At 49.4% G+C, this 26,036-nt stretch carries 20 protein-coding genes and 1 pseudogene; 17 read left to right on the top strand and 4 right to left on the bottom strand.

The window, feature by feature from the left end; translation table 11 throughout:
• From DXB18_RS03665 to DXB18_RS03590, 16 genes are all read left to right on the top strand, one after another.
• Positions 1–1,101, top strand: coding sequence for a site-2 protease family protein (locus DXB18_RS03665; protein ID WP_347560846.1), 1,101 nt, complete (start codon positions 1–3; stop codon positions 1,099–1,101).
• A gap of 27 nt (positions 1,102–1,128) precedes the next feature.
• Positions 1,129–2,202, top strand: a complete 1,074-nt coding sequence (gene ispG, locus DXB18_RS03660) for a flavodoxin-dependent (E)-4-hydroxy-3-methylbut-2-enyl-diphosphate synthase (protein ID WP_118540430.1) — start codon at positions 1,129–1,131, stop codon at positions 2,200–2,202.
• Positions 2,203–2,205: 3 nt separating this feature from the next.
• A complete protein-coding gene (locus tag DXB18_RS03655; RefSeq protein WP_118706032.1) occupies positions 2,206–6,843 on the top strand; it encodes a PolC-type DNA polymerase III in 4,638 nt (1,545 codons plus the stop codon).
• A gap of 214 nt (positions 6,844–7,057) precedes the next feature.
• On the top strand, positions 7,058–7,987 hold the full coding sequence (locus tag DXB18_RS03650; RefSeq protein ID WP_118706030.1) for a PfkB family carbohydrate kinase: 930 nt from the start codon (positions 7,058–7,060) through the stop codon (positions 7,985–7,987).
• Positions 7,988–8,009: 22 nt separating this feature from the next.
• The gene (udk, locus tag DXB18_RS03645; RefSeq protein WP_118540433.1) at positions 8,010–8,636 is read left to right on the top strand and encodes a uridine kinase; all 627 of its coding nucleotides are present in this window, start codon (positions 8,010–8,012) and stop codon (positions 8,634–8,636) included.
• Positions 8,637–8,696: 60 nt separating this feature from the next.
• Positions 8,697–10,142: a Na+/H+ antiporter NhaC gene (nhaC, locus tag DXB18_RS03640; RefSeq protein WP_118540434.1), complete on the top strand. Its 1,446-nt coding sequence runs from the start codon at positions 8,697–8,699 to the stop codon at positions 10,140–10,142.
• Positions 10,143–10,147: 5 nt separating this feature from the next.
• A complete protein-coding gene (iadA, locus tag DXB18_RS03635) occupies positions 10,148–11,326 on the top strand; it encodes a beta-aspartyl-peptidase (protein WP_118706028.1) in 1,179 nt (392 codons plus the stop codon).
• 91 nt (positions 11,327–11,417) lie between these two features.
• A complete protein-coding gene (gene iadA / locus DXB18_RS03630; protein ID WP_118706026.1) occupies positions 11,418–12,578 on the top strand; it encodes a beta-aspartyl-peptidase in 1,161 nt (386 codons plus the stop codon).
• Positions 12,579–12,689: 111 nt separating this feature from the next.
• Complete coding sequence (locus tag DXB18_RS03625; protein ID WP_118540664.1) at positions 12,690–13,727, top strand: GGDEF domain-containing protein; 1,038 nt, start codon at positions 12,690–12,692, stop codon at positions 13,725–13,727.
• Positions 13,724–13,978, top strand: coding sequence for a Smr/MutS family protein (locus tag DXB18_RS03620; RefSeq protein WP_118540437.1), 255 nt, complete (start codon positions 13,724–13,726; stop codon positions 13,976–13,978). Before DXB18_RS03625 ends, DXB18_RS03620 begins: the two co-directional genes overlap by 4 nt.
• A 615-nt stretch (positions 13,979–14,593) precedes the next feature.
• On the top strand, positions 14,594–16,135 hold the full coding sequence (locus DXB18_RS03615; protein ID WP_118540438.1) for an L-lactate permease: 1,542 nt from the start codon (positions 14,594–14,596) through the stop codon (positions 16,133–16,135).
• A gap of 89 nt (positions 16,136–16,224) precedes the next feature.
• A complete protein-coding gene (locus DXB18_RS03610) occupies positions 16,225–17,361 on the top strand; it encodes an acyl-CoA dehydrogenase family protein (RefSeq protein WP_118706024.1) in 1,137 nt (378 codons plus the stop codon).
• A gap of 98 nt (positions 17,362–17,459) precedes the next feature.
• The gene (locus tag DXB18_RS03605; protein ID WP_118706022.1) at positions 17,460–18,245 is read left to right on the top strand and encodes an electron transfer flavoprotein subunit beta/FixA family protein; all 786 of its coding nucleotides are present in this window, start codon (positions 17,460–17,462) and stop codon (positions 18,243–18,245) included.
• Positions 18,246–18,259: 14 nt separating this feature from the next.
• On the top strand, positions 18,260–19,189 hold the full coding sequence (locus DXB18_RS03600; RefSeq protein ID WP_118706020.1) for an electron transfer flavoprotein subunit alpha/FixB family protein: 930 nt from the start codon (positions 18,260–18,262) through the stop codon (positions 19,187–19,189).
• Between the two features lie 57 nt (positions 19,190–19,246).
• Positions 19,247–20,665: an FAD-binding oxidoreductase gene (locus tag DXB18_RS03595; protein ID WP_118540442.1), complete on the top strand. Its 1,419-nt coding sequence runs from the start codon at positions 19,247–19,249 to the stop codon at positions 20,663–20,665.
• Between the two features lie 14 nt (positions 20,666–20,679).
• The gene (locus DXB18_RS03590) at positions 20,680–21,375 is read left to right on the top strand and encodes an FCD domain-containing protein (protein WP_118706018.1); all 696 of its coding nucleotides are present in this window, start codon (positions 20,680–20,682) and stop codon (positions 21,373–21,375) included.
• Positions 21,376–21,480: 105 nt separating this feature from the next.
• On the opposite strand, the gene DXB18_RS03585 is transcribed toward DXB18_RS03590, so the two are convergent.
• The 4 genes and pseudogenes from DXB18_RS03585 to DXB18_RS03570 all read right to left on the bottom strand — a co-directional run bounded on the left by DXB18_RS03585 (position 21,481) and on the right by DXB18_RS03570 (position 24,807).
• A complete protein-coding gene (locus DXB18_RS03585; protein ID WP_118540444.1) occupies positions 21,481–21,813 on the bottom strand; it encodes a hypothetical protein in 333 nt (110 codons plus the stop codon).
• A gap of 15 nt (positions 21,814–21,828) precedes the next feature.
• Positions 21,829–22,620 (bottom strand): SDR family oxidoreductase, encoded by a 792-nt coding sequence (locus DXB18_RS03580; RefSeq protein ID WP_118706016.1) that lies wholly within the window; start codon positions 22,618–22,620, stop codon positions 21,829–21,831.
• Between the two features lie 119 nt (positions 22,621–22,739).
• Positions 22,740–23,039, bottom strand: a pseudogene (locus DXB18_RS03575) (iron-containing alcohol dehydrogenase); the annotation flags it as partial.
• 337 nt (positions 23,040–23,376) lie between these two features.
• Positions 23,377–24,807 carry a PLP-dependent aminotransferase family protein gene (locus DXB18_RS03570; protein WP_118706012.1) on the bottom strand — a complete coding sequence of 477 codons (1,431 nt, stop codon included), beginning with the start codon at positions 24,805–24,807 and terminating at the stop codon, positions 23,377–23,379.
• 185 nt (positions 24,808–24,992) lie between these two features.
• On the opposite strand from DXB18_RS03570, the gene DXB18_RS03565 reads away from it, so the two are divergent.
• On the top strand, positions 24,993–26,036 hold the full coding sequence (locus DXB18_RS03565; protein ID WP_118540448.1) for a transglutaminase domain-containing protein: 1,044 nt from the start codon (positions 24,993–24,995) through the stop codon (positions 26,034–26,036).

Here is a 26,036-nt window from a genome sequence, read left to right as displayed (position 1 = left end):
TTGCTGAACATTCTTGCAGCAGTGCTGCTGTTTGGATTTATCGTACTGGTGCACGAATTCGGGCATTTTCTGCTGGCGAAATGCAGCGGGATCGGAGTTGTGGAATTCTCGGTCGGCATGGGACCGCGCCTGATCAGTTTTCAAAAAGGCGAGACCCGCTATTCCATCAAGGCGCTGCCGTTTGGCGGTTCCTGCATGATGGTGGGAGAGGACGCAGAAAATCCGGACCCGAAGGCTTTTAATAATAAGCCGGTATTATCCCGCATCGCGGTGATCGCGGCGGGGCCGGTGTTTAACTTTATCCTGGCATTTTTATTTGCCATGATCATCGTGGCACAGGTGGGCCACGACGCTCCGGTCTTGACCGGAGTTATGGAAGGCAGCCCGGCCGAGGAGGCAGGACTGCAGGCTGGCGACTGCATCACCAGGATCAACGGACGCCACATTACGGCGTACCGGGATATCATGCTGTATACCTTTTCCCATCCGGGACAGGAGATGAAGGTACAGTTTACAAGACCTTCCGATGGCCTGGCGGGCACAGAAGCCGGAGCCTCTGCAGAAGCGACAGGCAAGAACGATGGTCCGACCTCCGGTATGGTAGTTTTGACCCCGCGCTTTAGCGAGGAATACAATTCCTACATGATGGGTGTCCAGTTTGGTGGTTACCAAAAGGTACACGGAATTTTGCCGCTCATTCATTACAGTGCCTATGAGGTAAAATACTGTGTCATGTCTACGATGGACAGTCTTGGTATGCTGTTTCGGCACCAGATCCGTGCCGAGGAGGCTGTGACCGGACCGGTTGGTATCGTGAACATGGTAGGGGAAACTGTGCAGGAGGGGCGCCAGATCGGTGCCCGTGCCGTGGTTTTAGTTCTGGCAAACTGGGTTCTGCTCTTAAGCTCCAGCCTCGGGATCATGAATCTTTTGCCGATCCCGGCTTTGGACGGCGGACGTCTTGTGTTTCTGCTCATTGAGCTGGTACGAGGAAAGCCGGTGGACCCGGAAAAAGAAGGTATGGTGCATATGGCCGGTATGGCAGTGCTGATGACGCTTATGGTTCTGGTACTTTTCAACGATATCCGGAACCTGATGTAGTATAGAAACGAAAAAGGGGAATTGCAAATGGAACGCAAAATGACAAAGGAGATCCGGATCGGAAACCGGAAGATCGGAGGAGGAAATCCGATCCTGATTCAGTCGATGTGCAACACCAAAACGGAGGATGCAGCGGCAACCGTGGCACAGATCTTAAAGCTGGAGCAGGCTGGCTGTGACATTATCCGTGTGGCAGTGCCGACCATGGAGGCAGCAGAAAGCTTAAAGACCATCAAACGCCAGATCCATATTCCGCTGGTGGCAGACATTCATTTTGATTACCGTCTTGCCATTGCAGCCATGGAGTGCGGCGCAGACAAGATCCGCATCAATCCGGGAAATATCGGAAGCCGGGAGCGTGTGCAGGCAGTTGTGAATAAGGCGAAGGAATATGGAGTGCCGATCCGCGTCGGCGTGAACAGTGGTTCCCTGGAAAAGCCGCTCATTGAAAAGTATGGTGGTGTGACAGCGGAAGGAATTGTTGAGAGCGCCCTGGAGAAGGTTGCCATGATCGAGCAGATGGGCTATGACAATCTGGTTATCAGCATCAAGTCCTCCGATGTTTTAATGTGTGTAAAAGCGCATGAGATCATCAGCAAAAAGACGGATTATCCGCTTCATATCGGCATTACCGAATCCGGTACGCTGACTTCTGGAAATATCAAGTCTGCAGTGGGACTTGGCATTATTCTTCATGAGGGAATCGGAGATACCATCCGTGTCTCTTTAACCGGGGACCCGGTCGAAGAAATCAAATCCGCGAAGCTGATCTTAAAAACCCTGGGTCTTCGAAAGGGCGGCGTGGAAGTGGTTTCCTGTCCGACCTGTGGAAGAACGAAGATCGATCTGATTGGTCTGGCAAACCAGGTAGAAAATATGGTAACCGAGTTTGACCAGCTTGACGTGAAGGTTGCAGTTATGGGCTGTGTTGTGAATGGACCGGGCGAGGCGAAAGAAGCAGATCTCGGAATTGCAGGCGGCTGCGGCGAGGGTCTTCTGATCCGCAAAGGGGAAGTGATCCGCAAACTGCCGGAGAACGAACTCCTTTCTGCGCTTCATGATGAGCTTGCGGCACTTGCGAAGGAACAGGGGAAGTTGTAATACATGAAACCATTTTTGGAAGTATTTCCGGGCTTACATATGACAGACCAGATGCAGGAGCTTTTAACCCTGGTGAAGGTAGACCGCGTGTCCCTTACCAGGGATAGAAGCTCTCTTCGTGTCTATATCGTAAGTCCAAGACTGATTGATAAACGAAATATCTGGTCTCTGGAAAAAGGCATCCGTGACCAGCTTTTTCCGGGAAAACAGATCCAGATCCGTGTTTTCGAAAAATATACGCTGTCTGAGCAGTATACGCCGGAAAAATTGTTAACGGCATACAAAGACAGCCTGCTCGCAGAGCTGAAGGAATATAGTATTGTAGAGTATTCGATCTTCCGGAAAGGAGCATGTACCTTCCCTAAACCGGATCTTCTTCATATGACGGTGGAAGATACCATGGTCAACCGCGATAAGGCCGGCGAACTGAAACGGGTGCTGGAGAAGGTCTTTCATGAGCGCTGTGGACTGCCAGTGGAGATTGAATACGAGTATGTTGCGCCCACGCGTGCAAAGGCTTCGATTGAGCGGGAACTGCAGGCAAAGCAGGAGGCGGAGCGCATGACGGCGAAAGTCGCTGCGGTGCTTGGTCTGAATGCGGCAACCGGAACTGACGGGGAAGTACTCCCGGCAGGAACCGATGGATATGGACATGGCGGACATGGAAGCGGAGCAGCTGGTGCCGGGGCACATGGAACTGCAGGACAGAATGGAGTTGCCGGAAAGGGTCAGACTGGAAACAATCCGGGCGCAAATAGCCAGAACGGCAAAAACGGCCAGTCTGGTGCCGGAAAAGCGGCTGCGGCAAACGGGGTGAATGGCGCTAAGGGCGGAGGCTTCTCTGGTGGGGAGGCGCGTCTGGGACAGCTGCGCTCCGGCAAAAAAGACTTTAAGAAGAACGACTGGAGTTCCGGCGGCTACCGCAAGAAATCGGATAATCCGGATGTTTTGTTCGGTCGTGACTTTGAAGATGACTTTACGGAAATCGAGAAGATTGAAGGGGAAATCGGTGAGGTTACGATCCGCGGCAAGATCCTGGACAAGGACAGCAGAGAGCTTCGCAGCGGAAAAACCATCATCATTTTCCATATTACAGATTTTACCGATACCATTACCGTAAAAGTTTTTGCGAATGAAGACACGCTGGAAGATTTAAATGCGGCGATCAAGCCGGGAACCTTCATCCGTCTGCGCGGCATGACAACGATTGACCGGTTTGACGGCGAACTGACGATCGGTTCTGTGCGTGGTATCAAGAAAGCAGAAGATTTCACCAGCAAACGTATGGACCATAGTCCGGTGAAGCGCGTGGAGCTGCACTGCCATACCAAGATGAGTGATATGGATGGTGTCTCGGATGTGGCGAGTATCATCAAAAAGGCCAAGGAATGGGGCATGGAAGCGCTTGCAGTTACCGACCATGGCTGTGTGCAGGCTTTCACGGAGGCCAGCCATGCACTGGATAAAAACGATCCGTTTAAGATGCTCTACGGCGTGGAAGGTTATCTGGTTGATGATATGAAGGAACTGGTCGAGAACGCTAAGGGCCAGACCTTTGCGGACTCTTTTGTTGTGTTTGATATCGAGACCACCGGTTTTAGCCCGGAGAAAAATAAGATTATCGAGATCGGTGCAGTGAAAGTGGAGCAGGGCGTGATCACCGATAAGTTCAGTACGTTTGTCAATCCGGATGTACCGATCCCGTTTGAGATTGAACAGCTGACTGGTATCAACGACAACATGGTGCTCCCGGCACCGAAGATTGACGTGATCCTGCCGCAGTTTCTGGAATTCTGTAAGGGCTGCAGCCTGGTGGCACACAATGCGTCCTTCGATGTGAGCTTTATCGCCCAGAATGCCATGCTGCTTGGTCTGCCGTTTGACCCGACCGTCCTGGATACGGTGGCGCTTGCAAGACATCTCTTGCCGAATTTAAACCGCTTTAAGCTGGATACCGTCGCAAAGGCTTTGAATATCTCGCTGGAAAATCACCACCGGGCAGTCGACGATGCGGGCTGTACCGCGGAAATCTTTGTAAAATTTATTGAAATGTTAAAAGAACGCGGAGTTGAGGATCTGGCTCACTTAAACCAGATGAGCACGCTTAGTGCGGATATGATCAAGAAGCTTCCCACCAATCATGTCATCATCATTGCGAAAAATGAGGTAGGACGCATCAACTTGTACCGCCTGGTATCCTGGTCTCACATCGATTATTTCGCAAAGCGTCCGCGTATTCCAAAGAGTGTGTTAAACCAGTACCGGGAGGGACTGCTCATTGGCTCCGCCTGTGAGGCAGGAGAACTTTACCAGGCGCTGCTGCGCGGACTTCCAGAAGCTGACATTGTCAAGATTGCGAATTTCTATGACTTCCTGGAAATCCAGCCGCTTGGAAACAATGCGTTTATGCTGCGCGATGAGAAGAGTCCGGTCAAGACCGAAGAAGACTTAAAAGATTTAAACCGCCGTATTGTGAAACTTGGTGAAACACTTGGAAAGCCGGTCTGCGGCACCTGTGACGTGCATTTCTTAAATCCGGAGGATGAAGTTTACCGCCGTATCCTCATGGCCGGACAGGGCTTTAACGATGCCGACCAGCAGGCTCCGTTGTATTTAAGAACGACGGAAGAGATGCTGAAGGAATTTGCGTATCTGGGACCGGATAAGGCAGAAGAGGTCGTCATTACCAATACCCGCATGATTGCGGACATGTGTGAGAAAATCTCGCCGGTGCGTCCGGATAAGTGCCCGCCGGTCATTGAAAATTCCGATGAGACTTTGCGTAAGATCTGTTACGACCAGGCCCATGAGATGTACGGGGAAGACCTGCCGCAGATCGTATCGGCGCGTCTGGAAAAGGAACTGAACTCCATCATTTCCAATGGTTTCGCCGTGATGTATATCATCGCACAGAAACTGGTGTGGAAGTCGAATGAGGATGGTTATCTGGTTGGCTCCCGTGGTTCCGTAGGATCTTCTTTCGTGGCGAACATGGCAGGTATCACGGAGGTAAATTCGTTAAGTCCGCATTACCTGTGCCCGAAATGCCATTACTCGGATTTCGATTCTGCGGATGTAAGGAAATTCTCCGGTATGGCCGGCTGTGACATGCCGGATATGCGCTGCCCGAAGTGTGGTGCGATGATGACCAAGCAGGGCTTTGATATCCCGTTCGAGACATTCCTGGGATTCAAGGGCGATAAGGAGCCGGATATCGACTTAAACTTCTCGGGTGAGTATCAGAGTAAGGCGCACGATTATACCGAGGTTATTTTCGGAAAAGGCCAGACCTTCCGCGCGGGAACCATTGGTACGCTGGCGGATAAGACCGCATTTGGCTTTGTAAAGCGCTATTACGAGGAGCGCGGCATTCACAAGCGAAACTGTGAGATCGACCGCATTGTACAGGGCTGCGTGGGCGTGCGCCGTACGACCGGTCAGCATCCGGGCGGTATAGTCGTACTGCCGATCGGAGAGGAAATCTATTCCTTTACTCCGGTCCAGCGTCCGGCAAACGATATGACGACCTCCACGGTGACCACGCATTTCGATTACCACTCGATTGACCATAACCTGTTAAAGCTTGATATTTTAGGACATCAGGACCCGACCATGATCCGTATGCTGCAGGATTTAACCGGCCTGGACCCGGTAAAAGATATTCCTCTGGATTCTCCGGAGGTCATGTCCCTGTTCCAGAACACCTCTGCGTTAGGCATCACGCCGGATGACATCGGCGGATGTAAGCTCGGTGCGCTTGGAATCCCGGAGTTCGGTACGGACTTTGCGATGCAGATGTTACTTGACGCGCAGCCGAAATATTTTTCTGATCTGGTCCGCATTGCCGGACTGGCACATGGTACCGATGTATGGCTGGGCAACGCGAAAGACCTCATCATAAGCGGGCAGGCCACCATTCAGACGGCGATTTGCTGTCGAGATGATATCATGGTGTATCTGATCCAGATGGGCCTGGAGGAGGGACTTTCCTTCACGATCATGGAGAGTGTGCGAAAAGGCAAGGGTCTGAAACCGGAGTGGATCGAGGAAATGAAAAAACACGATGTGCCCCAGTGGTATATCGATTCCTGCTTAAAGATCAAGTACATGTTCCCGAAAGCCCATGCGGCGGCCTACGTTATGATGGCATGGCGTGTGGCGTACTGCAAGGTGTTCTATCCACTGGCTTACTATGCGGCATTCTTCAGTATCCGCGCGAACGGGTTTTCCTATGAGCTGATGTGCCTGGGCCGGGATAAGCTGGAATATCATCTGGCAGACTTTAAAAAGAGAGCGGATTCTCTCTCCAAGGCCGAGCAGGATACCCTGCGCGATATGCGTATCGTTCAGGAAATGTACGCGCGCGGTTATGATTTTATGCCGATCGACATTTACCGCGCCCAGGCAGACCGCTTCCAGGTGATCGACGGAAAGCTGATGCCATCTTTAAGCAGCATCGCAGGTCTGGGTCTGAATGCAGCGGAGGGTGTGGTTTACGCGGCGAAGGATGGTCCGTTCTTATCGCGCGAGGATTTCAGAAACCGTACCAAGGTCAGTAAGACGATCTGCGACCTGATGAACGATCTGGGACTTTTAGGAGATCTGCCGGAAAGCAACCAGCTGTCGCTGTTTGATTTCTAAAAGAGGCACAGAATGCTTGGTTTGCAGGGAGATGGTTTCTTTGCCATACAACATTTTTCGACAGAATGTGCAAAAGGGATTTACAACCACAGGTCTTCCTGGCTATAATTAAGTATTAAATCGATGTAAAATCGAAATCAAGATATCTGCTGCCTGCGCAGCGCGTAAGCAGCAGTGATATAGTATCAAATAAAGGGAAAGTGAGAAACAAAAGATGGGAATTGTAGTGATCGGTGCTGTTTTTATGGATCTTAAGGGGTATTCCACATCCCCGTATATCCCATCCGGACGAAATGCCGGAATCATCGTACAGAACCACGGTGGGGTATCCAGAAATGTAGCAGAGGATATTGCGAATGTAGAATTGAAGCCAACCTTTGTCAGCCTGGTGGATGATAACTCGATGGGAGAGGATATCATCCGCAAACTGGACCGCCATAAAGTAAACACCAAGTATATCCGGAAACTTCCGGATGGCATGGGAACCTGGCTGGCTGTATTTGACCATGAGGGAGATGTGGTGGCATCGGTTTCCAAACGGCCGGACCTTACACCGATTGGGAATATTTTAGACGAGCAGGGCGATGAAATCTTCAAAGATGCAGACAGCATTGCGGTAGAGATCGATCTGGATAAGGATATCATGAAAAAAATCTTCCAGTATGCTGAAAAATATAACAAAGATGTATATGCCCTGGTGTCCAACATGACGATCGCAGTAGAGCGCCGTGATTTCTTAAGAAAGACCTCCTGTTTTGTCTGCAACCAGCAGGAGGCAGGCATTCTGTTTTCGGAAGATTATGAGAACAAGACTCCGCAGGAAATGGCAGATATTCTGGCAGACCGTATCAAGTCCGCACGGATTTCCCGCATGGTCGTGACGATGGGCGGAGAGGGCGCAGTCTACGCGGACAGCTATGGAAACCGCGGCTTTGTTCCGGCACTGAAGGTCGATGTTGTCGATACCACCGGAGCCGGTGATGCATTCTTTGCCGGGGTCTGCATGGGTCTCACCTATGGAAAGACCATGGCAGAAGCCTGCAGCATTGGTACACGTCTGGCTTCTACGGTCATTACTACTTCGGAAAACATCTGCCCGCGCTTTATGCCGGAGGAATTTGGAATCAAACCGGTTCAGAAATAAACGATACGGAAGGGAAAAGAACATGGAGAGCATCATAATCGGAATTGCCGGTGGATCCGGCTCAGGTAAATCTACCTTTACAAACAGAATCAAGAGCTATTTTGGGGACGATGTGGCGGTTTTGTACCACGATAACTATTACCGCTGCCAGGACGGAGTTCCGTTCGAGACACGTGTGAAGGTAAATTATGATCATCCGGATTCTCTGGAGACCGATCTTTTGATCGAACACTTAAAGGAGTTAAAGGCAGGAAGATCGATCGAGAGCCCTGTATATGACTACAGCCAGCATAACCGTTCCAACGAAACAGTCCGGATCGACCCGAAGCCGATCATTATCGTAGAGGGAATTCTGCTTCTGGCTGATGAGCGCTTAAGAAGCCTTCTCGACATCAAGGTTTACGTGGAAGCCGATGCGGATGAGCGTATCCTGCGCCGTATTTCCAGAGACGTATCGGAGCGTGGCCGTGATCTGAATGGAATCATTGAGCAGTATCTGACCACAGTAAAACCGATGCATTATCTCTATGTAGAGCCGACCCGTTCCAAGGCTGATGTTGTCATCAACAGTGGTAAAAACGACGTAGCGTTTGACCTGTTTGTCTCCAAGATCAGCCGGCTTCTGGAAGAACGGGAAAAAGAAAGTTAGAAAGCAAAAAGAAATTTAGAAAAATTTAAGAATTAGTGTGAAGAAAAGGAGGACATCCAAATGAAAGAAAAGAAAGAACGGGCCAAACGTTTGCCTACCTTTGCGGAATCGATCACACCGATCATCGCAATGCTTCTGATCTTAACGATCGGAAAGGGCGTATTTGGCTACAGCACAGAGCCGCTTCTGATCATGGTAGCAGCGATCGCGGCATTCATTGCATTCCGCGTTGGTGTGACCTGGGACGAGATGATGGATGAGATCTGCACCAAGATCGCAAAAGGCATGCCTGCAATCCTGATCCTGGTTTGCGTTGGTGCCATGGTCGGCACATGGATGGCAGCCGGAACCATTCCGCTTATGATTTATTACGGCGTACAGATCGTAAACCCGAAATTCATGCTGGTTACCGCATTTCTGATCGAGGCAGTGGTATCCGTTGTTACCGGTACCTCCTGGGGTTCCGTTGCGACCATGGGTGTTGCACTCATGGGAATTGCAAGTGCCCTTGGCGTTTCCCTTCCGGCAACTGCAGGTGCATGTATTGCAGGTTCCTACTTCGGCGATAAGATGTCTCCGCTGTCCGATACCACAAACCTGGCTCCGATTGCGGCAGGAAGCACCTTGTACGAGCATATCGGACATATGTTCTACACCACCGTACCGGCAACCATTGTTTCCCTGGTGGTATATGCCATTGCAGGTATGAATGCAAATGTAACTGCAGATATTACCTCTGATACGGTTACCACCTTACTGGACCAGCTTTCTTCCATGTATAGCTGGAATCTGCTGGTCATCATTCCGGTACTGATCGTTCTGGGCGGTTCCCTGCTTCAGAAACCAACCATTCCGGTTATGCTTCTTTCTACTTTCGTAGCAGGTGTTGAGGGAATCTTCATTCAGCACGTGGAATTAGGCGATGTGCTGAAAGCAACCGTAAACGGCTTTAACGTATCCATGATCCACCGCGCAGGCTTCGACACAGAGACCTGCTCTGAGGCAGTAACCAAGCTGTTAAACCGCGGCGGTATGAACGGCATTATGAGCACCACACTTCTGGTATTCTGCGCATTCTGCTTTGCAGGTATCATGAGTAAGGCAGGCTGCCTGGATGTTGTGCTTCAGAAAATCTTAAGCGTGGCAAAGAGCACCGGTGCGCTGATCACTGCAACCGTTGCAGCATGTATCACTATGGCACTGACAACCGGTAACTCTTACCTTTCTATCCTGATCCCGGGCGAGATGTTCCGTGACGCTTACAAAGAGCGCGGACTGGCAGCCAAGAACCTGTCCCGTACCCTGGAGGATGCTGGTACTGTAGTCGTACCGCTGATCCCGTGGTCCGCAGCAGGTGCTTACATGGCATCCACCCTGGGTGTAGAGACACTGGATTATCTCCCGTGGGCAATCCTGTGCTATACCGGCTGGATCTTTGCAATCATCTGGGGCTTCACCGGTTTTGGTATCGCAAAGCTGAAAGATGAGGAGAAAAAGGAGAACTAAATGGTATGTCCAGAGTACTTTTGATAAAAAATGCAAACCTGTATGATCCGGAGCCACAGGGCCTCCGCGACATCCTGGTGGTAGATGAAAAAGTATTAACTGTGGCAGAGCACATCGATACACCGGAACTTCCTGTTCCGGTGGAAGTTGTTTCTGCAGAAGGAAAAACGGTGATCCCGGGTTATGTAGACCAGCATGTCCATATGATCGGAGGAGGCGGTGAGGCGGGGCCTTACAGCCGGACACCGGAAGTCATGCTTTCCGATGTCACAACAGCTGGCGTTACCACCGTGATCGGAGTTCTTGGAACCGATGGAACCGGACGTCACCCGGAATCGCTGCTGGCAAAGGTGCGTGGTCTGGAAACAGAAGGAATCAGTGCCTATATGCTGACTGCATCCTATGAGATTCCGCTTCGGACCATGACCGGAGATGCCAGACGAGACATCATTCTGATCGATAAAGTGCTGGGAATCGGAGAGATCGCATTGTCAGACCACCGTTCTTCCCAGCCGACAAAGGATGAAGTAAAACGGATCCTGACCCAGGCAAGATTGGGCGGTATGCTTTCTGCCAAGGCTGGGGTTGTTCAGTTTCATATGGGAATCGGAAAAAATGGAATCCAGATGCTGTTTGAGATTCTGGATGAAACGGAGATTCCGGCAAGACATATGATTCCGACCCATGTAAACCGGGCACCGCACCTGTTTGAACAGGCGAAAGAGCTGGCACGCCGTGGCGGTTACATTGACATTACCTCTGGAATCCGGGAAGAAGATGGTTTTACAAACTGCATCAAGCCAAGCGAAGCCATCCGCATCTGTATGGAAGAGGGAGTGCCGATGGAGCAGATCACCATGAGTTCTGACGGAAACGGAAGCATGAGCGTTCCGCTTCCGGACGGAGGCGCAAGGCTTCTGGTCACCAGACTTTCCTCCCTCCACGAAGAAGTGCGGGACGCCGTTTTTTCGGGTGTGCCGATTGAAAAAGCCATTCAGATCTGCGGGGCCAATCCGGCAAGAGCCAATGGTCTGTACCCGAAAAAAGGCTGTATCCGCCCGGGAAGCGACGCGGATATCCTGTTTTTGGATGAGGAGTTTTTGGTTGATACCGTGTTTGCGCGGGGCAGAAAAATGGTAGAGCATGGAAAAGCACTGGTAAAGGGAACATTTGAAACGAACTAAGATTTTTAAAGGAGAGCTGCCACATCCCTAAGAGGTTTAGACGGCAGTCTGCTTGTATAGTGAAAAAGAAAGAGACAGGAGAGCAGACATTATGATCAAGTTACTGAAAAATGCAGAAGTTTACGCACCAGAAAAACTGGGCAAAAAGGATCTTTTGATCGAAGGAGAGAAGGTTCTTCTGATGCAGGATACGATCGAAGGTTATGAGGGGCTTCCGGGAGTGGAAACCTATGACCTGGAAGGAAAAATCCTTGCACCGGCTTACATTGATATGCACGTACACATCACCGGAGGCGGCGGTGAGCAGGGACCGGCTTCCCGTGTGCCGGAATCTCAGCTCAGCGAATTTTTCAAGAACGGAATCACCACGGTAGTCGGACTGCTCGGAACCGATGGCGTAACCCGCAGCGTGGAAAACCTGGTTGCAAAGGCCCGCGCCCTGACTGAAGAGGGCATGACTGTCTACACCCTGACCAGCTCCTACGGCTATCCGCCGATCACCCTGACCGGCAGCGTGGAGCGCGACATCATTCTGGTTCCGCCGATGATCGGTGTAAAGGTAGCAGTATCCGATCACAGAAGCTCCAATCCGGGTGGCGAAGAGCTGATCGCCCTGGCAACTGCAGCACGCAGAGCGGGTTTACTTAGCAATACGCCGGGGCTTGTCACTATGCATATGGGTGACGGGGACGGAAAGCTGGATCCAATTTTCTATGTACTGGATCATTCCGACGTACCAGCAAAGAATCTGCTTCCGACCCACATCTTGCGCAATCCGGGCCTGATCGATGCAGGTGCCGAGCTTGTAAGACGCGGCGGCTACATTGACTGCACTGCAGGCGCAGACGATGTTGAAGTCGAAGCGGATACCATGAAGCTTTATGAGCTTTTACACCGCGACGGCGTAAATCTGGATCATGTAACTTTATCCAGTGATGCATTCGGAAGCCAGCCGCGCTTCAATGAAGAAGGCGAGTGCATCGGCTTAACCTATGCATCTCCAAAGTATCTGCACCGCACCATCCAGATCCTGGTAAGAGAAGGTATGCCGCTTGAGCAGGCATTGAAGCTCTTAACCAGCACTCCGGCAGTCTTACTGGGACAGGAAGGAAAGAAAGGCTGCGTGGCAGAGGGCGCAGATGCCGACCTGTTGGTATTAGACAAAGATTTAAACATCGACAGTCTGTTTGCACGCGGTAAAGTGGCTGTGTGGAAGCAGGAAGTGAAGATGAAGGGCAGATTTGAGCAGTAAATAGTTGAGATATCCTGTAGGAATGGAACGTACTGGTACTTCTGGAGAATAAACATGACAGACTTATACTTTTTTATTTTAACTGCCATTAATCTTTTTGTTTTGGTGTTCATGTGTGTATTAGTGCAGCTGAGCGAGAACTTGAATCCAAAGCAGACAAGAAGATTTCTTTTTACCTTCATTCTGATTGGTGGAATTTCCATTCTTGAGATGATTTCCGTTCTGGTGAACGACGGACCAGTCTGGCTGCGTGCAGTCAATATCCTTTCCAATTATTTGGGATTTGGTCTGACGCCGGCAGTGCCGCTCTGTCTTGTTTATACAATGGAGAGGTCCGAACATATGAAATGGAGCCTCCGGGTCGCGATTGGTATGGAAATATTCTATTTTGTGGCATTGACGGTTTCTTTGTTTTCGAAAAGCATGGTCTTTTCGGTGGATGCCGCAAATCATTATTCCAGAGAAGCCGGATTTCGTGTTTATATGCTGATGTACTATGCTGGAATCGGCTATCTTTTGTTCAATACACTGGAGATGGCACAGAGTTTTCAGAACCGCGGAAGAGAGTTGATCTACGGACTTGCCGGATTTCTTGCAGTTGGAACCCTGGTACAGGTTTTGATTCCGTCTGTTCATATCACATGGCTGTGTATTACCTTGATCGCAGTGCTTTTTTTCCTGTACTGCAATGAAATGTGGAACCAGCTGGATGGTCTGACCGGACTTTTAAGCCAGAAAAGCTATCTGAACCGTACTTTGAACTTGCGCGCAGAGGATAAGATGCTGATCGTGTTTGATGTAGACAATTTCAAACAGATCAATGACACGTATGGACATCTGGCAGGAGACCGGTGCCTTAGGGAGATTGCCGGCTGCCTGAACAAAGCCTATAGCCGATATGGAAACTGTTACCGGATTGGCGGTGACGAGTTTTGTGTACTTTTGCGGCAGGTGGAAAAAGAAGAACTATGCAAGGAAAAATTTTTCTGGATTATGGAAAAACGAAGAAAAGTGGTTTCGATTCTCCCAGGAGTTTCCTATGGAAGTGCAGAACTTCTGGAGAAAGAAAGCATTCGTGATGCGAAAGCACGGGCCGATCAGCAGATGTATGAAAATAAAAAAGAACGCAAGGAGCAGAAACTGAGATGATCAACAATCCGATTATAGAATTCGATGTGCATGGCATGCGCACGGAGGAAGCGGTTGCGGCCGTACAGAAAAAAGTAGAGCAGGCGGAAAGTTCCGTCTATAAAATCAGGGTGATCCATGGTTATAACGGAGGAACCCGGATCCGCAGTGCGATCCGGGAGGAGTTCAGCTATGGGCGTGAACCGAAGGTAAAGCGGATTGTGATGGGAGCAAATGAGGGAATTACAGAACTGATTTTGCGGGAATTATAAAAAAGTGGTTGTTGTGAATGGAATTGCTTTGGCTGATCCATTTCATAACAGCCATTTTTTTATTTCTTTAGAAGGTGTCAGGATGCTGCCATGTTACAAAGACAGGAGTACAAATTGAAAAATTCGTCATTTTTACCTATGAAAATATGCCCGAAACAGGAGGAAAAAACCGTGCAAAAATCTTGTGTACTTGTCGACAAGACAAAAAATGATAGAAAATTCTAAAGCGGAAAAAAGGTGGTTGTTAAATTGGTAACGGAATAAGACTTGTTGAGGAAGGATTGAGGCAGAAAAAGCAGGTGAAATGGTATGTATATATCGACATGTTTGCATGGAAATGCCAAGATTTCTGCATGTTTTGATGAATTGACTGTTCCAATTCTATTCCTTCAAAGTGGATCAACCAATCATACTTTGTTAAGAAAATTACGCCCAAAAACAGCAAAAAAATATTGTAAAAGTTACATATTGAACAAAAACACACGACTGAATATAATCGAATCATCAAAAATGACCGCGGAACATAAAAGACATGAGGGGTTCATATCTCGAGATTTACAGAATTGGTTTAGCAAATGGTTGCAATTGGTTTAGCAAATTTTGGGAGGTGTTTCTATGTTTTCTTTGTTTCTTCTGGCTATGATCCCGATCCTCTGGCTGGTGGTTGCCCTAAGTATTTTAAAAATGCCGGGACACAAGGCTTGTGTGATCGCATGGATCCTGACGGCAGTATTATCGGTTGTTTGTTGGAAGTTTCCGGTTTCCAGCATGGCTACGGCAACATTGGAAGGTGTGTTGAATGCCTTGTGGCCGATCTGTCTGGTTATCATCGCAGCATTATTTACCTATAACCTGATCTTAAAGACCGGGGCAATGGAAGAAATCAAAAAGATGTTAGCGAGTGTTTCCAGAGACAAGAGAGTGTTAATTCTTCTGATCGGCTGGGGATTTGGAAACTTTATGGAAGGCATGGCTGGATTTGGAACTGCAGTTGCCATTCCGGCATCCATGCTGGCAGGTATCGGAGTTGACCCGATCGGCGCTGTTGTTGGCTGCCTGGTTGTAAACTCTACGCCTACCGCCTTTGGTTCTGTCGGAGTTCCGACGGTGACACTGGTTTCCGTAGCCGGAGTAGAGACGATGGCGCTTTCCACCCATGTAGCAATGCTTCAGAGCATTCTGGTGATTCTTTCCCCGTTCCTTTTAGTAGCGATCGGAGCAAGAAGCATCAAAGCATTAAAGGGTATGGTTCCCATGATCCTGATCGCGGCACTGTCTTACCTGATTCCCTGGTACGCAGCAGCGTGCTTTATCGGACCGGAACTTCCGGATATCATCGGTTCGATCTGTTCCATGATTTGCATTGTTCTGGCATCCAGAGTGCTGAACCAGAATCCGGAACCGGAATATGCGATTGAAGTAGCGGAGGATGCGAAAGATCACAAATTCACCGTGGGTGAAGGATTAAAAGCCTGGTGTCCATTCGTTCTGATCTTCATCTTGCTTATGGCAACCTCGAATCTGTGTCCGCCAATCCACAATGCGATTGCAGGAATCAAAACTTCGGTTCAGGTTTACAGCGGCGAAAATGCCGGAAAGCTTTCCTTTAGCTGGATCAACACACCGGGTGTGATTATTTTCATCGCAGCAGTGATCGGCGGTCTGGTACAGGGAGCTACGTTTCAGGAAATGCTTCAGGTACTTGTGGAGACACTCAAAAAGTACTGGAAGACGATCGTTACGATCTGCTCGGTTATGGCAACCGCAAAGATCATGAGTTACAGCGGCATGATCTCCGATATCGCAAATCTTTTAGTAGCAGTTGCAGGAAGTGCTTATCCGTGCATCGCACCGCTGATCGGAGCAGTTGGAGCATTTGTAACCGGTTCCGGAACATCGACCTGCGTGCTGTTTGGCGGACTTCAGAGCCAGACCGCTGCATCGCTTGGATTTGACCCGTCCTGGATGGCGGCAGCCAACGTCTGCGGCGCAGGAATCGGCAAGATGGTTTGCCCGCAGAGTATTGCGATCGGTGCAGGCGCGATTGGAGCAGTAGGATCTGAGAGTAAGATCCTCGGTGCAGTATTTAAATACTTTGCACTGTTTGTAGTACTGGCCGGCATTATTTGTTATGCGGGCGTGCTGATGGGAATCTGATCCCTCACCTCAGCACAAATCAAAATGGTATTTATGATTCAACAAATACATTTATATGACAATGAATTTCTGAAAGGGAGGATATGGATATGAGTTACATTATTTCTGAGGACGGCAAGGAGCTTTTAAAGGATGTCCGCGATTTCTGCATCAATGAAGTAAAAGAGCAGGTGAAGGAATACGACATTTCCGGCGAGTGGCCGAAAGAAATCTATGATCAGGCAATCGAGATGCAGCTTCATATGATGGATGTTCCGGAGGAGTACGGCGGACTTGGTCTGGATCATATGGATCAGGCAGCTATCGTGGAGCAGATCGCATGGGCCGATGCCGGTGTGGCAGTTACCTTAAATGGAAACGGCCTGGCATTAAAGCCGGTGCTCTTAGCAGGAAATGAAGAGCAGAAAAAGAAATGCTGCGATATCATCATCAATGGTGGCTTTGGTTCCTTTGCCCTGACTGAGCCGAATGCCGGATGTGATGCAGGTGCAGGAAAGACTACCGCAGTCCGCGAGGGCGATGAATATGTATTAAATGGAAGAAAGTGCTTTATCACCAACGCAAGCGTAGCTGATTTCTTTGTAGTTACCGCTATGACTGCCAAGGATCAGGGGACAAAAGGTATTTCAGCCTTCCTTGTATACAAGGGAACTCCTGGCCTGAGTGTAGGAAACCATGAGAACAAAATGGGTGTCCGCTGCTCTACCACAAGCGATGTGCTTCTGGAGGATGTCCGTATCCCGGCTGAGAACCGCCTGGGTGAGGAGGGTACCGGCTTCATTACCGCAATGAAGACCCTGGATCTGGCACGTACCTGGTGTGCTGTCATTGGTACCGGCGTCGCACAGAGATGTATCGATGAGGCAGTTGCTTACTCCAAACAGCGTGTACAGTTCGGCAAGCCGATCTGCAAGAACCAGGCAATCCAGTTCAAGATCGCAGACATGGAGATCCGTACCGAGGCATCCAGACAGCTGATTGCACATTCGATCCGCCTTGCTGATATGGGGCTTCCGTTCAGCAAAGAATCCGCAGCAGCAAAGTGCTTTGCAGGTGATTCTGTAATGCAGACCGCAATCGATGCAGTACAGATTCTTGGTGGTTACGGTTACAGCCGTGAGTACCCGGTAGAGAAGCTGATGCGCGATGCAAAGATCTTCCAGATCTTCGAGGGAACCAACGAGATTCAGCGTATGGTAGTAGGAAGAGCCGTAATCGGGAAATAAAATAAGAAAGTCCGCGTATTCCGGGAAACAAAAAAGACAGCTTTCCCGGAATGCGAAAAAAGATAGCAAGAGAGAATCAAAGGAGGATATAAAATCTTATGGATATTCTGGTATTTGTAAAACAGGTTCCGGATGACAGCGTGGAGATCCATTTAGACGCTGCTGGCACACCGGCAACAAAAGATGTAGAAAAGGTGACAAACGCATTTGATACCTATGCACTGGAGCTCGCAGCCCGTTACACCGAGGCGAATGGCGGTGAGGTTACCGTGGCAGCAATCGGAACCGAGGACTGCACCAGCATGATGAAGAATCTCCTGGCAGTTGGAGCAAAGAAAGCATACTTATTCAAAGATGAGGTATTTGCCGGAGCGGATGAAGGCGCAGTGGCAGCGTATCTTGCAAAAGTAGTAAAGAAATGCGAAGCAGAAAACGGTCAGCCTTACGGCATGATCCTCTGCGGTAAGGAATCTACCGATGAGATCAGCGGCCAGGTAGGTGCCCGTCTCGCTGAAATTCTTGGAACCGGTTTTGTATCCAGTGTGATCGAAGTAGAACCGCAGGATGACAGCCTTGTTGCAAAGCAGGAGACTGAGGAAGGTTACATCCGTTACCGTGTGGCACAGCCGGCAGTATTTACCATTGCAAAACCGGCATACGATCCGCGTTATCCAAACATCAAGGCAAAGCTGGCAGCAAGAAAAGCCGTTGTTCCGGTATTCACTGCAGCAGATGCAGAGGTTTCCAAAGTAGAAGCCAAGGTATCCTTAAAAGGATACAGCGAGCCGCCGAAGAGAAGCGCAGGCGTCCGCATCAAGGAAAAAGAAGCAGCAGAAGCTGTCCGCAAGGCAATGGAAAAAATGCTGAAGGATAAGGCATTGTAAGGAGGAGACCGAACATGAAAGTACTGGTATATATCGAAGCAAAAGAAGGAACCCCTCTGCAGGGCAGCCTGGAGCTTCTGTCCGCAGCAAACGGACTGGGCGAGGCATCTGCAGTAGCAGTAGAAGATACTGAGGCAGCGAAAAAAGCTGCAGAGTATGGTGCAAAGGTTGTAGTCTTAAAGACCGGTAACCCATCAGAAGATGCACAGGCAGCAGCGCTGGAGGGTTATATCAAAGAGACTCAGCCGGAACTAGTGCTGTTCTCTGGAAGCCAGCTTGGCAAAGATCTGGCACCGCGTCTGGCACAGCGCTTTGATGCAGGCTGTGTTACCGATGTAACCGTCATTGAGAAGACCGATGCAGGTGTTGAATTTGTACGTCCGGCTTACGGTGGCACGGTTCTTGAGCGTCTGAGTGTGGCAGGCGGCATTCAGTTCGCGACCGTCCGCAGCGGAAGCTTTGCAAAGCCGGAAGCAGCAGAAGGCAGCGTAGAAGAAAAAGAAACAGGCGTATCCGATGCAGGAAAGGCTAAGATCGTAGACGCAGCAAAAGAAATCGCAGAGGCAGTGGATTTGGAAGGTGCTGATGTCATCGTAACCGGCGGCCGTGGTATGGGTGATGCAGAAAGCTTTAAGCTGGTAGAAGAACTGGCAGCCCTGCTTGGCGGCGTTGTTGGAGCATCCCGTCCGGCAATCGAAGAAGGCTGGGCCTCCCGTGCACATCAGGTTGGACAGTCCGGTAAGATCGTTGCACCGAAGCTTTACATTGCCTGCGGTGTATCCGGAGCTATGCAGCATGTGTCCGGAATCATGGGTTCCAAATACATTGTAGCGATCAACAAAGATGAAGCAGCATCAATTTTTGATATCGCAGATGTGGGAATCGTGGGAGATGTCAAAGAAATCCTTCCGCTTTTGATCGAGGAGATTAAAAACAGAAAATAATGTTCATTCGATTTGATTATTGGTGAGGCTTACATTATAATATGAGGAGGAATTACAATGGAAAAATATAATCAGCTGACTCCGGAAATTATCGCCCAGATTCAGGCAGTGTCCGATCATGTTCTCGTGGGAGACGACATCAACGTAGATTTCGCAAGAGATGAGATGCCAATCTACGGCACCCATATGCCGGATCTGGTTGTACAGCCGACTTCTACCGAGGAAGTTGCTGCAGTCATGAAGATCTGCTATGAGAACACCATCCCGGTTACGCCAAGAGGTGCAGGTACCGGTCTGGCAGGCGGTGCAGTTCCGTTACTTGGCGGAGTTTTGATGGACACTTCCAAAATGAACCGGATCTTAAACTACGATATGGAGAACTTCGTAGTCGAGATCGAGAGCGGCGTGCTGTTAAACGATCTGGCCAATGACTGCTTAAGCAAGGGCATGATGTATCCGCCGGATCCGGGCGAAAAGTTCGCATGTGTAGGAGGCAACGTATCCACCAATGCAGGCGGCATGAGAGCTGTGAAATATGGCGCAACCCGTGATTATGTACGTGCTATGACCGTGGTTCTTCCGACTGGTGAGATCACCCATCTGGGCGCAACCGTTTCCAAGACCTCTTCCGGTTATTCCCTGTTAAACTTAATGATCGGCTCCGAGGGAACCCTTGGTATCATCACTGAGCTGACTTTAAAGATCATTCCGGCTCCGAAGGTAGTAGCATCCCTGATCATTCCGTTCGAAGACTTAAACACTGCACTTTCTGCGGTTCCGAAGATCAAGATGTCTGGTTTAAACCCACAGGCAATCGAATTCATGGAGCGTGAGATCGTGTTAAGCTCCGAGCGCTACATTGGCCGCAGCGTATTCCCGCAGGAGTTAGAGGGCCAGCAGATCGGTGCTTATCTTCTGGTAACACTGGATGCAGGAAGTCAGGATGAACTGGATACCATGCTGGAGCAGATGGCAGAACTGGTTCTGGATGCCGGCGCTATGGATGTTCTGGTTGCAGATACCCCTGCCAAGATCAAAGATGCATGGGCAGCACGTTCTTCCTTCCTGGAGGCAATCATGCATGAGACAAAGCTGTTAGATGAGTGTGACGTTGTAGTTCCGGTCAATAAGATTGCAGATTACCTGGATTTCGTGAACAAGACCGGAGAAGAGTGCGGTTTGACCATCAAATCTTTTGGCCACGCAGGAGATGGAAACCTTCACATCTACCAGTGCTCCAATGACCTGGAAGAGGAAGAGTTCAAGTCCCGTGTTGATAAATTCTTCGAGATCATTTACAAAGAAGCAACCAATTGCGGTGGTCTGGTATCCGGCGAGCATGGTATCGGTTCCGGCAAGATCAAATATCTGATCGATTCAGTTGGTGAGACCAACATGGCTCTCATGGAAGGCATCAAGCGTGTCTTTGATCCGAAGATGATCTTAAATCCTGGAAAGGTCTGCTATCGTCTCTAGGAGGATGACGTTACGTGGAAGAGAAAAACAGTCAGAAAGCATACGAACGAGTATTTGATTATTTTACGGCGGAGATTACCTCAGGCAATCTCCGCCTGAATGATAAGATCCCGACGGAGCGTGCTTTATCGGAAAAACTCGGAGTCAGCCGCAATTCAGCGAGAGAAGCGCTTCACGTTCTTGAGATGATGGGGCTGATTGAGTGCATTCAGGGAAGCGGAAACTATATCCGCTGCAACACAAAGGAATACATGACCAGGCTCATGTCCCTGACCATGGTATTGCAGCATATCGACCGGACGGAAGTGTTTGAGATGCGCTGCGGATTTGAACAGACGGCACTGGCCGCAGCGATGGAAGATGCAAAACCGGAAGAATTGGAGCGGATGCATGAAGTACTGGAGAAGATGGACCAGCCGATGAGCGCCCAGGATAGTGCGGCGCTGGATATACAATTTCACAAGATCCTTATGGAAATGTCACATAATGAGCTGATGATCTTTTACGTGGATCAGATGGAAAATCTGTTGAAACTGTTTGTGAAGGACTTAAGAACGTCGATTCTTTCCGACCGGCGACGTGCTGCCGTTTTAAGAAAAGCACACTGGGATATTTACGAGGCGTTAACGGTCCGCGATGAGGCGGCGGGCGCGAAAGCGCTGAAGAAGCATTTTAGCGTTGTGCGCAAGCATCTGGAGAAACTGATCTGAATGGACTGGGGAAAAGCAAAAATCCGGCAAAAAGCCGGATTTTTTGTTTGTGCGGAAAACGCGCTTACGTTTATGCTTAAATGGAATTTTTTAGACTTCTGTCCGTTACTTAGGACGTACCGTCAGTCTTCGGATATGCCCGTCTGCAGATAACTGCTGCAGGGTAGCAATGGCCATCACATGGTAACCACTGAAACTTGCGATAAACTCTGCCTGGGATGGACTTAAAATGGTCGGTTCCAGTATGGAGTATTGTTTACAGAGAAATTTGTTCCGGAAGAACATGGAGATGGCTTCCTTCCCGTAGAGATGATAGTCATGCTGGAGTGTTCCGTTGGCACAGTAGTCACAGTAATGACCGTCCTTGGTAAAGAGGCTCCCCAGCCCTTCATAATCTTTATTTTCTATGGCATCAATGTATTGTTCGATTGGCAGCATCTGTCAAAACCCCCTTTAATAAACTTTTTCTGTATTTAAAAGCGCATCGGTACCGCCATCCACAAACATGACAATGCCGTTGATCCCGCAGGCTTTTTCAGACGCCAGAAATACAATGGCCAATGCAATTTCTTTTGGATCCATGAAGGTTTCCTGAGCGTAGCGTGTTGGAATCGGAAGGGCATTTAAGGAGGATTTGGCGCTGTGCGACATGGTAGCGGTCATGGCACTGCCGACATTGCCTGGCGCGACAGCATTGATTCGGACACCATTTGCCGCATAGGATGCAGAGTGGCGGCGGACCCAGCGCGCCAGGGCATATTTGGAAGCAGCATAGATGCTGTTTCCTACGCTTAGATCGGAGGCATCGAGTGAGGAAACTACGCTTCGGATTTTGTGTTCATCGTCCCCGCAGTTATTTAACAGATCTGCGATATCCATGCGTGAAAGATCCTGGGAGATGATATTGGAAGAAACCGCCACGCAGCTTCCATGCTTTTTCTCCAGCAGGTCATAGGTCCCTTTGATGATCGACACGGCACCAAAGTAATTCAGGGATATGATTTTGGTGAGATTTCCGCATGCGCCGGAAACCGCTGCACTTAAGATCAGACCGTCAAGACCTTCCGGATGCAGTTCGTGCAGCTCGTCGATGACTTTCTGACGTCCTTCCAGTGTGGTAAGATCTGCCGTGATATCGCCTTTTAAAAGGTCGATGTTTACCACCTCATGTCCCTCTTTTTTCAGTAATTCTACCGTATTGGCCCCAATTCCGTGGGAACCACCGGTTACAGCGTAAACACCCATGGGTATTCCTCCTCGAAATATCTTGATATTGAAAACAGCACAAAGCCCGGCATAAGCCAGGCTTGCGCAAATGTATTTGGCAAAATGTTTGATTGAAAAGAACCGGAACAATATTTGACATGCCAGTCTACGATTGCCATCTTGACGTGACGGCTGGTATCAGTAATGATACAGAAGCGGGTAATCTCAGAAGCAGTACCGGCGGTTGTGTTGATCGCGATCATCGGGCACATTGGTTTGGTGGACTTATCCACACCTTCGTAATCCCGGATATCGCCGCCGTTGGAAGCAACCAGACCGATGGCTTTTGCACAGTCGTGGGAAGAACCGCCGCCGAGAGAAATGATGGAATCACAACCCTCTGAACGGAACATCTCGAGTCCGCTTACGACATTGGTATCTTTCGGGTTTGGCTCTGCATCAGGGTACCAGCCTCCTGGACGGAATCTTCACCGAATAAGTTTCTGGTTGGTAAGAAATAGTAAGTTGTTGCCATAAGATACACGCTCCTTTTCCTGATAATGTAATTTTTGATGCTTTCGATTTCGAATCAAAAGCCTTCAGAATACAGAACCGAAAAGTGATTTCGAGGAAATGATTTCCTGTGGGGAATTGTCCCAGGCGGTTCCGTTCGTTCGTCATGGCTACATCATAACAGGATATTGGTGCTTGAAAAACGACCAAAATAAAAAATAATTTAGATACCAGAGATAACGGAGCGAGGATCAGTCCCTGAGACGGAAATGAGACTCTCTGCTACCACTGGATAAAGATGTTTCCCAGCCTTCTTACAGTCTCCATCAGTGTGCGTTCATCCAGGTCGCAGTAGTTTAGGACCAGCACATGTTCGTATTCCGGGCGGATTTCCGTACAGAATTCGGACAGGCAGGCCAGGTTGATGCCCTTGCTTCTGGCCGCCCAGCGGATCTCCACATCGGTCATGGAGGTATCCAGATAGACAAGCAGGTGCGTGCCGCAGCTTCCGCCGGTGATGCGGGATGCCGGGATCAGGGTGCTCTGCTTTAAGATGCGCAGCAGGCGTTCGCCCTCCTGGCGGTAATATTTTTTCAGACGGCTTAAGTGCCGTTCAAAAGAGCCGTTTTCGATAAAGCGGGCCAGAGCATACTGCTCACAGCTGGACGCAGAGTTGGAGTAGAAGTTGGCTCCGGAAATGTAACGGCTCATCAGCTTCTTTGGCAGAACCATATAGCTGATGCGGATGGCCGGTGCAAGACTTTTGCTGAATGTATTCATGTAGATCACCCTATGACTGGTGTCCATACTCTGTAAGGCAGGAATGCTCTTGGTTGAGTAACGGAATTCGCAGTCATAGTCGTCTTCGATGATATAGCGGTCTGAAGTTTCCGAAACCCAGGAAAGCAGTTCCTGGCGACGCCCGGCAGTCGTAACTGTGCCGAGGGGGTAGTGGTGCTCCGGAGAAACGTGGAGAACGTTGGCGCCGCTCGCCCGAAGACTTTCCATACTGACACCGGAGTCATCCATTTCAAGACTTTTCCAGGAGAGTCCAAACTCCTCGTAAATACGAGGAATCTTGCGGTATCCTGGATTTTCCGCACTATAAACAGAGTGCTCCGGCAGAAGTTTGATGAGTTTCTCGTAAAGGTATTCAATGCTGGCACCAATGACAATGCTTTCCGGAGAAATCCGCATACCGCGGGAACGGTACAGATAGTCTGCGATTGCAGCGCGCAGCGCCGGGACTCCAAGGAAGTGTGCCCTTTCAACCAGCTCCAGCTCGTATTCACTTAAAACCTCCCGTATGGTTTTTCTCCATAAGGAAAAGGGAAATTTTTCGTAAATGGTGTTGTTAGAGGTGAAGTCCGCATACCAGCTGTCTTCTTTGTAAAGTGGTTCCATTTCTTCTGCATTTTTAGCCTGTGCAGGAGAAGAATAGGGCGAAAACGCGGCACGGTCCGGCTCAGCCGTCAGCTTTGCGGCAAAATATCCGCGTTTTTCCTCGGAGGTGATGTAGCCTTCCGTCAGCAGCTGATCATAGGCATTCATGACTGTGCGTACACTGATCTGGTTATCCGAGGCGAGTTCCCGCTTGGAAGGAAGCTTTGTGCCTGACGGGATGCGGCCGGTCAGGATATCTTCTTTTAAACAATGGTAGAGAAATTCGTAGAGGGGGCGAGTCCCCCGTTTGGAAAAATCGTATATTAGCATAATCTGGTATCCTCGACATAATGAAAACTGGTATCTGTTTAATGAGATTATAGCGCTAAAATCAATATTTGTCTGCAATAAAAAGAAATTCGATGCAAAAATCAGGAAAGAATGTTATAATCGACAGAAAGTAATTGCAGTGTGGAACTGATGTTTTGTAATTTGCAGAAAGAAGTAGAAACAAGATGGCTGGAACCTATTATTATGATCATATGACAAAACCCCGTCAGGCGGCTTACCGTAGCATGCTTGCGGGTCTTACAGAACTCTCGGACAGCTTCCAGCTGCCCCTTTTGGAGGCGAAGGAGCTTTCGGAGGTATTTTTGCTGCTCCGGCTGGATCATCCGGAACTTTTCTGGGCATCCGGATTCCGGTTCCTGCATTACCAGGATTCCCCAAACCTTATCATGAAACCAGAGTATCTGTTTGACAAGGGCAAGATCCGGGAACATCAGAAAGCGATGACGGCACGGGTGGAAAAGCTGGTCCGCCCGGCAAAGACATTTTCCGAATGGGAAAAGGAAAAATATATTCACGATTTTATCTGTGAGAATATCCGCTATGACAAGTTAAAGAAGGCCTATTCCCACGAGATCATTGGTCCGCTGGGGCAAGGCGTGGGTGTTTGTGAAGGGATTGCCAAAGCAGTAAAGATTCTTTGCGATGCGCTTGGAATCTGGTGCATGATCGCGATTTGCGGCAATAATCCGGAAAAAGGCATCAAATACCGCCATACCTGGAACATTGTCCGGATTGATGGCACCTATTATCATCTGGATGCCACGTTCGATAACAGCCTTGGAAAATGCAGCGTGACCGGGGAGGAAATCCGTTACGATTATTTCAATCTGGACGATAAAGCCATCTTCCGGGATCACGAACCGCTGATCGCACCGGCACCAGCCTGCAGCAATAGTGATCATTTCTATTATAAAGAAAAGAAATTGTCGTTTACCAAACTGGAGGATGTAAAAAAACGGGCACTGCAGGCAGCAAAGAAGGGAAAACTCCTGACGTTTCACTGGCGGGGCGGTTATCTGACAAAGCAGGTTTTGGAGGATTTGCTGGAACAGATCCAGGAGGCTGGCAAGGAGCGCACAAAAACGCCGCATGTCAGTCTGAACTGGTCTCAGGCAGTTTTGCGCATCCGCTATACGGATGACGCAGACATAACGCCAGCAGAACCGGATATCAATATGGAAGAAGCAAACGAAGGAGAGCAGGAATAA

Source organism: Clostridium sp. OM02-18AC, assembly GCF_003481825.1.
Lineage (GTDB): Bacteria > Bacillota > Clostridia > Lachnospirales > Lachnospiraceae > Brotaphodocola.
Note: the sequence above shows the minus strand (reverse complement) of the source record. Positions and strands in the feature narration are given on the sequence as shown.